The organism is Bradyrhizobium sp. 17 (genome assembly GCF_023073515.1).
GTDB lineage: Bacteria > Pseudomonadota > Alphaproteobacteria > Rhizobiales > Xanthobacteraceae > Bradyrhizobium > Bradyrhizobium canariense_D.
Map to the genome: position 1 here is coordinate 1 of NZ_JADPJQ010000016.1, position 12,953 is coordinate 12,953.

The following is a 12,953-nucleotide window of genomic DNA, read 5'->3' on the forward strand; positions in this document are numbered from 1 at the left end:
GAAGACCTCGAGCCGCCGCACCGGCTCCGTGATAGCAGTATGCACTGTGTCCATTCTAAGCCTAACGGTCGAAACCGAACCGCAGACTCGCAGATCACACCGTCATCCGGTAGGTGGCAGCTGAACAGCCCTTACCATCGAATGGCCGTAGTCCGTCAGATCAGCGAGAGCGATCGCCACAAAAAGCAGGTCGCGTATGTGAGGTGCCAGTTTCGCAGAGCCCGCATCGGTCATCGACTGCGTCCGTTGCGCCCGCGACGGAAATCGGTTCTCCGTCCTACTCGTTCGTGTGCCGGACTATCGCTAGAACCGCTCAAGGCCACCTGAGCACGAGCGCCGATTGGAACGGATGCGCAAAGGCAGTTGCAAGTCCTCACGATGAATTCAAATGGGCCATTCAACGCGCATAGACTCGCGCACGCCAAACGTCATGGAATGATCCAGGGCCGAGAATCTGAGGCCTTGCCCGGCCGTCCAAACCTCACCACCTTGTTGCGTTCTGAGCGACTTCGCGGGAGCGGCGAGAGCACTTTGCAAACGCTTACGACACCCGCCGCGGGCCTGCGCGCGCGCCGCAGGCCACCGACAACGCAATCGCCCGTCAGGCTGCGTTCCTGCGCGGCAACTTCCATTGTGGACGAACACGATGGCAAGTGTAGCCGTTCGGATAGCGTTCCAGGTAATCCTGGTGCTCTGGCTCTGCCTCCCAGAAATCGCCAGCGGGCGAAAGCTCGGTCACCACTTTGCCCGGCCACAGCCCTGAGGCCTCGACGTCGGCGATGGTCTCCTGTGCGACGCGGTGCTGATCCTCGTTTATGTAGAAAATCGCCGAACTGTAGCTTGCACCCTGGTCGTTTCCCTGCCGGTTGAGAGTCGTCGGATCGTGGATCTGGAAGAAGAACTCAAGCAGGTCGCGGAAGCTAGTCTGACTCGAATCGAACCTGATCTCGATCGCTTCCGCGTGTGTGCCGTGGTGGCGGTACGTGGCATTCTCGACGTCGCCGCCGGAGTAGCCGACCCGCGTTGAGATCACACCGGGCAGGCGCCGCACCAGCTGCTGCATCCCCCAGAAGCAACCGCCTGCCAGGATCGCGCGTTCTGTAGTCCCTGCCATTTTCAGGCCTCCTGCTTTGCAAAAAACCTCACGTAGTCGCCGAATCGCTCACACCCCAATTGGTCGCGGTGGATTACGCGAAGGGGGGCCGAGTTGACGCAGTATCTCAGCCCTTCCTTGTGGCAACGCCCCGTCAGGTAAAACATGGCCGAGGTGGCTGTCTCAGTGCTTTGGAGCGGACCTCTGTCTCCGTGTATGCCTGCGAGCTGTCACCGTTCTCGAGGACACTTGCGGCCTCGAGATGCCGCTTTTCATTTCGAGCGCGGCGCAATCATGAACATCGCCGGTCATGTCAGCGCTCCCGGCATGAAGCAGCGAATGTGCGGTTGGTCGGTCATTTGAAAACCGGAGCTATACCACACCCATACCAACGTGCTATGGTCCAAGTTCGGCTCGGTAACGAGGGCATCGTCGGGAACATCAACCCACTCGGTATCGCCCTTCTTCATGTCCTGACCGTTGGAGGCGGATCTGTAGAGGTCGGCGGTCTTGGGCACCATAACCCTGTAATGGCTTTCCTTCTTGTTTTGAGAGGTCCATTCGACATCCCGCAGATGTAGGGCGTCGGAGCCATCACAGCAGGGGCCAGACTTACTACGGAGCTTCGCAAACCACGGGTTCAGCTCGGGGTGCATTGCATCATGGCCGTTGGAAGATGGCAGGTTCATCGTCAACATTAGGGCGCTCGCGAGCACGCACCTGACGATCAGGTAACAAGCCGAAATGGGAGGACCGCAGTTCTCTTCGGGGGTAACACTCGACACTACGGTCCCCTTCATCCGGGCTTCCCAAAACCGGCTCCTTTGGATTGGGGCCGTCGGGGTGGAGTCAGTCTTGGGTGTGTCAACCATTCAGTCACTCGGCCATGCTCAAGAATGACTCACCGGGATAGTGCAGAAGCGAGCGGAAAAAGCCGACGTTCTGGTAGAGTGAAGTCAGGACCGCTGCTTGCATTCCGCTTTCGCGTCGACCGAGAAACGGCGTACGCAATGGGCACAAGACGACTTCAAGGGTGTGAAGTTCACTTCGGGCTTTGGCGGGCGCTCGCGCTTTCCGTGAAACTCGGTCATCCCGTTTCGCTGTCGAGCTCGTCGAAGCATGCGAAGAGTGGCTCGCTGGAAACGTCGACGCAGAGACCAGACTACCTGTTGTCCCAGGATTTGTTGCAGAAGGGAGCGCTCGATCCGATCAGTCTGCGTCTCGCGATTCTGCTCGGCAGTCAACTTCGAGACCGCTTCGGGGTTGTTCCTGTAGGTCGGCATTCGCCGTACTCCGTGGTGTGCTACTTTGAAGATATGTACCGGGTCGTCGTCCGTCCAATCACCTCCAGCTATCGAAACGATGCCATGAGGATCGACATTGGAGGTATTTCAATCTGCAAGGTCCTAGGAGGCGGGTCTGACACTGCTGCAACAGGACTTTGAATAGGGCTACGGCGAAGGCGTGTACCAGGGACTGCGGTACGGCGTCACCGGGCGGAAGTCTTTACGGAAAGCGAATCCAGCCCGTTCGCGCGAGCGGTCGCCGGCGGCGACGTCGTCAGCTTCAACCTTTACCGGCCGAGGTCGGGTGAGGCTCTTTCCCTCCTGCGAAATACCAGCCAGGCGAGTTTGTTCTCGGGCATCTCCCCAGGGAGCGGAGAGCATCGACCCGCCGAGGAGAGTTGAAACGCATGGAAAGCTGCACTCCGGACCGCAGTTGACGTTTTTCGCTTCAGCCGGGCACGGCGACTTAGGATCGCTCCCGTCTGCGGTGAAGTGGCGGTCACCGCCGCGCTCAATCGTGATCCTGACGGCCTCCGCGCTCGCTTCTGATTCCGTGTAGCTCGCCACGAGTGCCTCGAGAGATAAACGATCGACTCTCATCACTCACACTGTTCGCTCGACGCGGGGCACGCCAGCAAACTTCTCCAGTGCCGGTTGGGAGTGCGGCCTGTTGCCTCTGCATCCGAGCTGATCGTCTCGCTCGGGGAGGACGTCGGCTGTCGGCGCCAGGTACCGGGGAGCGCCCTCGCGGAGACCGCCACGAAGCTCCAGGGCTCACCAAACGCGATCAGAACGTGGCAGTTGCCTGCGTCGACCTCGCGGTCGAGCGGAAGGGGTGCTAGCTGCGTGGAAGACAAGGCGGGACGTCTCGGAGGCATGGAGCCGGCCGAGCAAACCCTGCTTGTCGACCTCAGACGAACGCGCCGCTCACGTCGGCTTCAGGATATCGATGAGCCCACCGACGGTTGCGCTTCTGACTCCAGGGCAACGGATAGCGGACGCGGTCGCCGCGGTCATGGGATCGTGGACCTTCATCATCGTCGAGAGCGTGATCCTGTGCGTCTGGACATCGGCCAACCTGGTGGGCGCGATCAGGCGCTCGGATCCTTACCCGCTCACTCTTCTCAATCTCGCGCTTTCGTTCCAGGGGGCCGACGCCGCGCCAGTCATCATGATGAGCCACAACCGGCGGCAGGACATCGATCGCGAGGCGGCGAAGAACGAGTACCGGATCGACGTGAAGGCGGAGCTCGAGATAGAGTTGTTGCATGAGAAGATCGACCAACCGCGCGAGCGTGAAATCCTCAAGCTAACGGAGGCAGCCAGGATGCTGACCGTGCTGTTGGAGGAGCCGGCGTCGGGTGCACGCGAGTCCGATGCGGAAGGCGGAGGGCGGTCATAACCAGCGACTATCGACTTCATGGCGTGATGTCATTTTTCATTCGCCGCGCGGAAGTGCATAACGGTACCTTGCTCATCCGGCGCACGGCCGCTTAGCGGGCTCACGCGGCTCTCGCCCCAGAGAGCAGCCATACGCGAATGACTGAAGCGGTTCTCGCAACCCGGGCGATGGCAGAGCTGCGCGACGGTCGAGATCCCGGAGGACGCCGCTATGAAGAGCTTCTTTCGCATCCGTATCCGAAACGTCCGGCTCCACCCAGGGACAGCATGTTTCCGTGCGGCTGATGGGGCCAACGGCTACACTGCCGTGCTTAGATCCTCGATCGACCGGGCAATTCTACGTCGAGAATCGACTGCGTCGCAGCACTCTAGGAGCGAGGTACGAGTATGTTTTCAGTGATTTTTGAGATGCTCCCCAACAAAGAGAGCCTGGATGACTATTTCGACAACGCCAAGAGGCTGCACCCCGAGCTGGAGCAGGTCGATGGCTTCGTCGACAATATCCGATACAAGAGCCTGATTCGCGAGGGCTGGATCCTTTCGCTTTCAAACTGGCGTGACGAGAAGTCGCTTGTCCGCTGGCGCTCCCGCCGGCGTCATCATGAGGTTCAGCAGAAGGGGCGCGAGGAAATCCTAGCGGACTATCACCTGCGCGTCGGCCAGATCACTGCCGACAATCAGGTGCCGACGGGGTACGCAGTCACTGAGCAAAGGCTCGATGAGACCGAAGTCGGGGAGGGAACGACGGTGACGCTTATCAACGCGACTCGCCCCGGGGAGTGGAAGCAAACCGACAACCCGTACGATTGCGCCGAGTGGCTCGGCCTGAACCCGTGGGCTCCCGACACCACGTCCTGGGACATCTTCGAGGCCGTACTTACGCCCGGCGACCTGATTCTGCTCATATCCTGGAAGGACGCCGGTGCAGCGCGGGCCTACGAGGACGCTTACGCGCCGAATGAGACGGCACGGGTTCGGACAGTGCGGATCGTACGCGATTACGGCAAATACGACCGTCGCGAGGCACCTCAGTACTATGCAGAGGCCCAGGGCGGTAAGACCCTCTACGCCTGAGACCGCTCCGTCGTGAAGGCCGCCCTGCTGCGAATTAGACCGTACGTCGGCGAAGTCGCGAGCCGCGGAGCAACCAGCGTCGCTCTCGCGAGGTGACAGCGGCGAACACGATCAAGGAGACCCGCCGAAATGAGGACGGCGTAGGCCGAGGGCATCGCTGAAATCCGGGTTCTGTTAACGCGTCCGCTCGTCTGGCTCCTCATCGTGTTCCGCTCGAACATCATAGCGGCCTCGTTGCGCTGGATTGGGCGATCCCTCGAAGCGTCCTTCTGTCGTCCAGTGGTGATCAGGGCTTACGTGCTCTCGTCGTCAGCGAGCGTGAGCCGGAGGCGCGCGGAACGGTCCGTGTAAACCGATCGTGCACTGACCTGCTCTGGCTCGCCAGCTAAGACCCAAGTCAAGTCTGAAAGGAAAGCACGATGACGAATTCGAACGATGATGGACCTCTCCGCCACAGCCTGAGGTGGCCGGAGACCTTGACGATGCTGGCACGCTTAACGGCCTGCCGGCGCATCGGTGTTCTCAATCGCGGCCCCGACAGCAGGGGCGCCACCGGGGAGGCGGCCCCGAGTTGCTAAGTGCTTCGCTCGCCGCATGCATGACGATGACCACACGGCTGCAGGCGCGAAGGCGGAAAATGCCGCTATCCGACGTCGCAGTAGCCGTGTCGTACCACCATGTCAGGGATGGCGGCTGCGACTGCTTCGAGCGCTCCACAAGCTCGAAGGAACGCCTGGCGACGAGGCCGCGCACAACTGATGCAGGCTGCGAACATGTGTCACGCCGGGCGGACGCTGGGCCTTAGCGCCGACATCCGCGCTAACGATAACGTCGGCATCGGGCCGGCGGCAAGCTATGACGACGACTTGAGCGAGCTTCCGATTCCGTACATCACCCCCGATTAGCGGGCCGCGAGATAGTCCGCGAGCACTACGGCGTTGTTGCGCTTGGTATCGTGCGCGCCGAAGAGCAGCGTGACTTTGCCCGTCAATGCAAGATTTGTCAGGTGCTCGACTGCGGCGCGATTGGCGCGGAGCTCCTCGAAGTATCGCTTGTGAAACTCGCGCCACCGGTTCCGGTCATGACCAAACCAGGTCCTGAGGCCGCCGCTCGGAGCGATGTCCTTCAGCCACACGTTCACGCTGGCATGCTCCTTCGTGAGTCCGCGCGGCCAAATGCGATCGACGAGCACCCTCGTGCCGTCCGAGCCCTCGGGCAGCTCGTACACACGTTTAACACCAAGCCGACAGGAGTGTCGAGACATTGGTTTCTCCAGTCCTCTCCTCCGTAAAGGAGGGCAACTCGCATTAGGTCGCCTTCGCGGGGCTGACCTCGGGAAAATCGATCGGGGTCTGCACCGCATTGTTGATGAAGTTCGTCAACAAGAACTGAGCAGTCAGCGCGATCATCTCGACGATGTTGGCGTCTGTCCACCCCGCATCCCTGACGGCCGTAAACTGGGCGTCGGAAACTTTGCCGCGCGTCTCGATGAGCGCTTTCGCGAAGGCGACCGCAGCCTGGCGCTTGGGATCGGTTGATCGGCCCTCCCTGTTCAACTCGATTTCGTCCGCTGGGATTTTGGCTAGATTGCCCGCCATAAAGCTGTGCGCGGCCAGGCAGTAGTCGCACCCGTCCGCCTCAGATACCGCCAGCGCGATCCCGTCTCTCGTCTTGATGTCCAGCGTCTTCGCAAGTGATGCCATCAGGGTAGCCCAGCCGGAGAGCACGTTCGGGCTGATCGACATGAGGCGGTGCAGGTTGGGCGCGAAGCCCAGCATCTTTTCGACGTTGTCGAGGATCGGCTTGGAGCCCACCGGAGCGTCCTCGCGTTTCGGAATGGAAATGCGTGGCATTTGATCCTCCATTAGACCGCCAACGACTATTCGGTTGGTGACGAAGCAACCAACGCCGACGTTTCAGCTACCGGTAGCGACCGGACTGCCTCGAAGACTAGGACGCGTCGCACCGCGGCGCTCATGCTTGTTGATCATGCAGTCCATAACGTCAGGTCATCGGCCGAGCGCCGATCGGGCACTGATGTCGCAGTCCCAGACTTCGTGCTCAGCTGCTCGCCGCGCTGACCGGGGTGGAACCGGCGGCTCTGAACGCCCCCACCTCGCCTTCCAGTCTAAGATGCAGTACCTGACCGGATCGAGCGCTTGCTCGAGCTCGCGGAAGCGGGCGTGATGTGCTGCGGGCACTTTAAGCCGCAGCAAGACCCCCGTGATCAACCTTCGCTGTTGCCAAGTGACGCGACGCGCCGCGCCAGATCGGCGTCGTGTTTCAACTCTCTCAATTCCGCGAGCGCTTTAGATCTCGAGACGCCGGCGGTTGGGCTAGTCCATCAACATGACGGCGGCACCGTCGTTGGCCCCGCCATTGCCGATCCTGTACTGCGCGTCAGCCCTTTGCATCCGCTACTGTTGTTCAGGCATGCCGGCACGTGATATGGACCGCGGCGGCGCTCGCCTCGGTCACCGCTTTGATGGCTCTGGCACCGGGCTCGGAAATGATCCTTCAGAGCATCAGGGGGCGAATTGACCCCCGCGCTCGCTGCGCGGGCGGTGCGCATACGTCGCACGAAACCTCGCAGCCTTTCCTAAACCCGCGGTGAGACCGGGGAACATGCCCGAGAACAAACGCGACAACCTTCTCGGCCGGTACTTCGCAGGACGCAAAGAGCCTAACCCGACCTCAGCCGGGATTGAAGCAGACGCCGTCGCCGCCGGCGACCGCTCGCGCAAACTCATGGCATCGTTTCGATAGCTGGAGGTGATTGGACGGTCGACGACCCGATACATATCTTCAATGTAGCACACCACGGAGTACGGCGGATGCCGACCTACAGGAACACCGCCGAAGCGGTCTCGAAGTTGACTCCGAGCAGTATCGCGAGACGCAGACCGATGGGACCAAGCGTTCCCTTCTCCAACGAATACTGGGACAACAGGAAGTCTGGTCTCTACATCGACGTTTCCAGCAAGCCGCCGTTCGCATGCTTCGACAAGCTCGACAGCGAAACGGGATGACCGAGTTTCATGGAAACATCGTCGCCCGCCCAAGCTTGAAGTGCACTTCACGCCTTCGAAGTCGTCTTCTCAATATACCCAAAGCTTGAAGGACTACCGCGTGCGTACGAAAAGTCCCAACGGCTTTGATCCGAGACCGCACCGGTTCCGGGCGAATGCCCGCCACTACTGGACCGATCGAGACAAACTCTTGCTAACTAGATAGGAGAACTATCATGACAAGACGTTCGCTTATGATCACAGCCACAAGCTGTTTCATTGCATTTGCACCGGCAGCATATGGGCGCTCGGCCTACGACGGCTCTTGGGATCTCGTCTTCGTGACGCAAAGGGGAACCTGCGATTCCAGTTACAGCTTTAATGTCGATGTGACCAACGGAATTGTCACGCATCCCAATCTCGTAAAATTTCGAGGTTACGTCGCAAGGTCCGGCGCGGTTCGCGCTTCGGTAACGGTCCAAGACAAAGTTGCCGCCGGTTCGGGCAAATTGTTCGCAACGTCCGGTCGGGGGACCTGGAGCGGCCACTCAGGAATGTCACGATGCTCGGGCTACTGGACCGCGCGCCGCAATTGAAGGACGCGACGGGGTGCGAGTGCGCGAATGCTGTTAACGCCAAGTCTTACGCAAAGGAGCATTTCCTCGGTGAACTGGAGACCGTAATGAAATGACAGTTCCCAGAATACTAGTCGGCATCGCAGTCCTGCTCGGCTTGTTCTCAACCGGCCTCGACAGGACAATGCGGTTGGAGACGCCTCGGTCTATGAGCGCGCGCATTGGGTCGGGTGAATCTGCCCCCGTCGGTACTAATCGGCTAGCTCTAGTGATTGGCAATTCAACCTATCCCGATGCCGACTCTCCTCTTTCTCAAATGACACGCGATGCGGAAGGTTTGACAAATGCTCTTCGCAACGACGGTTTTCTGGTCGACGCAGTTGACAATGCGGCGCGTCCCGACATTACCCGCGCAATTGATCGTCTAACGGCAAAAGTACATTTGAACTCAATTGTGTTAGTGTATTTCGGAGGTTACGGTGTCCAATCTGACGGACAGAATTATCTGATTCCGGTCGATGCGAAGATCTGGACTGAAGAAGATGTCCGCCGACAAGGCGTAAGTATTGACCGCCTCCTTTCGCAACTCAAGTCTTCCGGAGCACGCGTACGGCTCATAGTGATTGAGGCCTCGCGGCGCAACCCCTACGAGCGGCGCTTCAGGAATTACTCACACGGACTTGCGCCTATTCAAACGAGTGAAAACGCGCTCATCCTGAGCTCAGCGGCGCCTGGCCAAGTGGTCGAAGACGTGGACGAACTACATAGCCAGCTGATGACCGCTCTTCTTGAGCGCATCGGGTCTTCGAAAGGAATCGAGGAGGTCTTCAACAACACGCGAAACGCCGTGGTGGCTGCTACCCAGGGCCAACAGATTCCAGCTGTGTCGTCTACGCTGACCGAGAACATTGACCTTTCGCCGATACGCGACGGCGCGCTGCCGTGTGCTCTGTCGGCTCCGCAGCTGGCCGCCGCCGCGAGTCATCAAACAGAGTTCTGCTGAGATCTAAGGATCAAGGGCTCACTTTCCCTGGAGTGCGCTATTCACTCATCTCCGCGTTGTTTGGGACCTTCAACGCACTTCGACGCCGTCCCGTATCGACGACGCCGCATCACCGGAGGTCTCTTGCGCTTCATGATCGTCTGCTCCTGCAATGTCCTCAGCGACCACGATGTTCGCCACGCCGTCAACACGGCCGATGACGCGCCGCGCAATGCCAAGCAGATCTATGACTGCCTTGGTTGTAGCGCTGAATGCGGCCGCTGCGCCCGCACCGTCAAGACGATCATCAACGAGGCATACAGGGAATGTGCGCTAGCCTGTCAGGCCGGCTGCCCGCATAGCCAGATCATGGATGACGCGGGGGATGAGCCCAAAGTCGCGCCCGCAGCGCCCTGACTTCGGTGGATTTGCCGCTCGTTCGCGCCTGGAATGCCTGCTTGCTTGTTTTTTGCCAGAAGCATTCTAAACTCCTAGGGTCCAAGACCCGCCTTAACTGTTGGAGTTCATCATGCAGGGCGACCCCAAAGTCATCGAGTATCTGAACAAGGGATTGCGTCACGAGCTCACTGCCGTCAACCAGTACTGGTTGCACTACCGGCTGCTGGCCAATTGGGGCCTCTCGGAGATGGCCAAGGTCTGGCGCAAGGAATCAATCGAGGAGATGCAGCACGCCGATCGCATCACCGACCGTGTAATATTCCTAGAGGGCTTTCCCAACATGCAGATACTCGATCCCTTGCGGATCGGCCAGAACGTCAACGAAATCATCGAGTGCGATCTCGCCGCCGAGATGAGCGCGCGTGCGCTGTACCAAGAGGCGGCGACGCATTGTCATTCCGTGAAGGATTATGTCACCCGCGACTTGTTCGAGAACCTGATGACGGACGAGGAACACCACATCGATTTCCTCGAGACGCAGCTTGATTTGATCAACCGGATCGGGATCGAGCTTTACTCCCAGAATCATGTCGGTGAGCTCAAGAGCGAAGAGCACTGAAATTTACGTCGATAGTCCCTTCTGCCAGTCCTAAGTTCGCGTTCTGCGCCTGCTTTGCCTCCGCGAAGGCTGCGAGCGGTTGCTTCAGCTCACTGGTCCTACTGGCGGAGCAAGGAGAGAACCGGTCCAGGGCCCCCTCCGTGACGTTTCCGCGTTCACGGAACGTGAGTACATGGCGAGGCAAGTGCCACTGGCACTCAGTGGTGGAAAATCGCTGCTCAGCCGGACCAAATTCATCGGGTCGGCCGAGTCTTTCGGTCATAGATGGTGAAGGTGGGATCGAACGGTATCCGCTCGTCACATTCTCGCAAAAGACAGGGGATGGCGTGGAAAGTTCCGACTAGCGCTACGCTCAAGAGCGATGGATTGCTTTCCGAGCTAACCGACAAGGCGTGGACTTGGTCGGCCATCTCTGTAGCCGCTTGTCGCGAGAAGGTCATTGGGAGTCTTCGGCTCGGATCCGCGCCGTTGACAATAAGGTGTGCGACACGACGAGCTAGCGTGTTGGCTTTGCTCCACGGCGCTGCTCGGGATTGAGTTCACCAAGATTTGTTGCGGCTGTCGGCAGGCTCGGCTCCTTCAGAGAGAATTGGAAGCCTACGCTGGAGGACAACGCTCCGCTAGCCTTAACGCTCCGGGAAGGAGTGATCTGCGTCCGATGACAACGAACCGCGGTGTGCCACCGGTGCGGTAGTGGGCCATGGTGGTGGTAAGGACTCCCCGCGACGAATGGCCCTCGTGGGCGAAGGGTCCGGGGCCGTAGCGCTACTGGTCGAAGGGCAACTTGTCACGCGCATTGACGTAGGCCCCCTCGATGCAGTCTGGACTGCGGCGTTTCCGAGGTCCTCATTTGCGGGGATCGTGAGCCAACCCCTGGAGAATTGGAAGTAGGTGCGGGTGGTAGCCACCGCACCAACACTGAAAGAAGAGAGAAGCCTGTGGCGCGCGGCGAATTCCTCGTGGGAGGCGGACGTTCCTTTCCCCGAGCTTCGATCCAGTAGGGCTCGAGTTCAAGGGCAGGCTGTCCTGCGATACTTGCTCATGGCTATACTCCCAATTCTAATTTCGGCGGGTGTACGGCGGCGCTTCGGCCTCACGACCGCGCTCGCGGCACCAATGTCATTGCCATGGAATGGACCGGTAAAGCTATGATCGTCGCGACAACCGCTTTAGGCTTATCCAGATAGGCACGTGGAACACCTTTTCGGTGGCCGAGAGTTCTGGTCGGGCGAGGCGGTGCAGAGGGCAGCGCTGCGCGCCCGCGGTGGCGCCAAGCGGCTCTCTCGATCCGATAACGGTCGGCTATCGACTCCATGGCAAGAGGTGATTTTCCTTTTGACCGACATGGACTCAATCTTCGAGCCATGGTCGCCGGCCCTCGGGTAAGAGCCGAAATCGGCCTTCCATTGAACCGTCGCAAGCCAAGAGGTCCGACATGCAGATCAAAGAGACAACCGGCGTTTCATTCCCCGGTGCGGTCGAAAGCCCGGCGCTGGAGGATGTCGTCGTGCTCAGGGAGCGCGCCGGGCTTGCGCTTGGAGTGCAGCGTGCGAGCAACGCAAGCGTGCGGGGCGCACGCGATGACGGTAGCGGCCTCATCGCGTCCAGGTACGTTGAGATCCCGCTCGTCGGGTCCGACGGCAAGGTCTCGGGAATTTTGTGCCGCACCAGTCCGCGGCCCGACACCGGAGGGGCGGTCGCGGCCGGCGAGCGGGCAGGGGTGAGGGCAGCGGACCTGAAGCAGTTCCTCCACGACATCAATAACCTTCTCGCCGTTATCGGGAGCGGACTGCAGCTGCTGGAGTGCCAGAGCGAAGCCGCGCACCGAAAGGCCACCGCCGACAAAATGCAGGAGGCGATCACGAGAGGCGCGTTGCTGTCCCGGCAGCTCCTCGACGCTGCGCGACCGCCCCCCAAGTCGACCGATGAGTTCGTCTCGGGCAGTCGCCTCACAGCAATAGCGGGCACGCTTGACCGGGCGTTGCGTCCGGATATCACGGTGCGCACCGAGATTGCCTCTGATTTATGGAACTTCAACGCTGATCCGGAAGAACTGTACTTTGCGCTGCTGAATCTCTGTCGAAACTCGGCCGATGCCATGCCGGACCTCGGCGTGATCACCGTCGCGGCGCGGAACGTCGAACCTTCCTCCGGTGCGGCCGCGGCATTCGTTGAGATCATCGTCGCCGACGACGGGGAGGGCATGCCTGAGGAGGTCCTTTCGCAGGCATTCACCCCGTATTTCTCCACAAAACCCATGGACAGCGGCACCGGTCTCGGGCTCCCCCAGGTCCAGCGCTTCGCCGAAGGCCGCGGCGGCGTGATGAGTATAGAGAGCAAGCAGGGTTTAGGCACCTTGGTGCGCCTCTTCCTCCCGCGCGTACACGCGGCTGGGCTCCCCAGCAGCATCGTCGGCACGAAAATAGCCTACGCGCCGTCACCTGACGGCGGTGTATTCCACGTCATCAAACCGGCGACAGCTGCGCCGACGTCGTAGCCGGCGCGAACACCCGACC

The 12,953-nt window shown here is 60.2% G+C and carries 12 protein-coding genes; 8 read left to right on the forward strand and 4 right to left on the reverse strand.

Annotation, left to right across the window (positions count from 1 at the left end; translation table 11 throughout):
- Positions 1-601: 601 nt before the first annotated feature.
- Both msrA and IVB13_RS03275 read right to left on the reverse strand, forming a co-directional pair.
- Positions 602-1,114 carry a peptide-methionine (S)-S-oxide reductase MsrA gene (gene msrA / locus IVB13_RS03270; RefSeq protein ID WP_247487709.1) on the reverse strand — a complete coding sequence of 171 codons (513 nt, stop codon included), beginning with the start codon at positions 1,112-1,114 and terminating at the stop codon, positions 602-604.
- Positions 1,115-1,401: 287 nt separating this feature from the next.
- Positions 1,402-1,791, reverse strand: coding sequence for a hypothetical protein (locus IVB13_RS03275; protein ID WP_247334930.1), 390 nt, complete (start codon positions 1,789-1,791; stop codon positions 1,402-1,404).
- Positions 1,792-3,328: 1,537 nt separating this feature from the next.
- On the opposite strand from IVB13_RS03275, the gene IVB13_RS03280 reads away from it, so the two are divergent.
- The gene (locus IVB13_RS03280; RefSeq protein ID WP_247334925.1) at positions 3,329-3,781 is read left to right on the forward strand and encodes a DUF1003 domain-containing protein; all 453 of its coding nucleotides are present in this window, start codon (positions 3,329-3,331) and stop codon (positions 3,779-3,781) included.
- Between the two features lie 386 nt (positions 3,782-4,167).
- Positions 4,168-4,854: an antibiotic biosynthesis monooxygenase gene (locus tag IVB13_RS03285; RefSeq protein WP_247334919.1), complete on the forward strand. Its 687-nt coding sequence runs from the start codon at positions 4,168-4,170 to the stop codon at positions 4,852-4,854.
- Positions 4,855-5,755: 901 nt separating this feature from the next.
- Here the strand turns inward: IVB13_RS03285 and IVB13_RS03290 are convergent.
- Entirely contained in the window at positions 5,756-6,118 is a 363-nt protein-coding gene (locus tag IVB13_RS03290; RefSeq protein WP_247487712.1) for a DUF488 family protein, read from the reverse strand.
- Positions 6,119-6,161: 43 nt separating this feature from the next.
- On the reverse strand, positions 6,162-6,707 hold the full coding sequence (locus tag IVB13_RS03295) for a carboxymuconolactone decarboxylase family protein (protein ID WP_247335101.1): 546 nt from the start codon (positions 6,705-6,707) through the stop codon (positions 6,162-6,164).
- A 1,053-nt stretch (positions 6,708-7,760) separates the two neighbouring features.
- On the opposite strand from IVB13_RS03295, the gene IVB13_RS40095 reads away from it, so the two are divergent.
- The 6 genes from IVB13_RS40095 to IVB13_RS03320 all read left to right on the forward strand — a co-directional run bounded on the left by IVB13_RS40095 (position 7,761) and on the right by IVB13_RS03320 (position 12,934).
- On the forward strand, positions 7,761-7,883 hold the full coding sequence (locus tag IVB13_RS40095) for a hypothetical protein (protein ID WP_256464905.1): 123 nt from the start codon (positions 7,761-7,763) through the stop codon (positions 7,881-7,883).
- Between the two features lie 215 nt (positions 7,884-8,098).
- Positions 8,099-8,458, forward strand: coding sequence for a hypothetical protein (locus IVB13_RS03300; RefSeq protein ID WP_247334917.1), 360 nt, complete (start codon positions 8,099-8,101; stop codon positions 8,456-8,458).
- A gap of 187 nt (positions 8,459-8,645) precedes the next feature.
- Positions 8,646-9,440: a caspase family protein gene (locus tag IVB13_RS03305; RefSeq protein ID WP_247487714.1), complete on the forward strand. Its 795-nt coding sequence runs from the start codon at positions 8,646-8,648 to the stop codon at positions 9,438-9,440.
- Between the two features lie 132 nt (positions 9,441-9,572).
- Positions 9,573-9,836: a (2Fe-2S)-binding protein gene (locus tag IVB13_RS03310; protein WP_247487752.1), complete on the forward strand. Its 264-nt coding sequence runs from the start codon at positions 9,573-9,575 to the stop codon at positions 9,834-9,836.
- A gap of 112 nt (positions 9,837-9,948) precedes the next feature.
- Entirely contained in the window at positions 9,949-10,437 is a 489-nt protein-coding gene (gene bfr, locus IVB13_RS03315; RefSeq protein WP_247334912.1) for a bacterioferritin, read from the forward strand.
- Between the two features lie 1,435 nt (positions 10,438-11,872).
- Entirely contained in the window at positions 11,873-12,934 is a 1,062-nt protein-coding gene (locus IVB13_RS03320) for an ATP-binding protein (RefSeq protein WP_247334909.1), read from the forward strand.
- Positions 12,935-12,953: the final 19 nt, after the last annotated feature.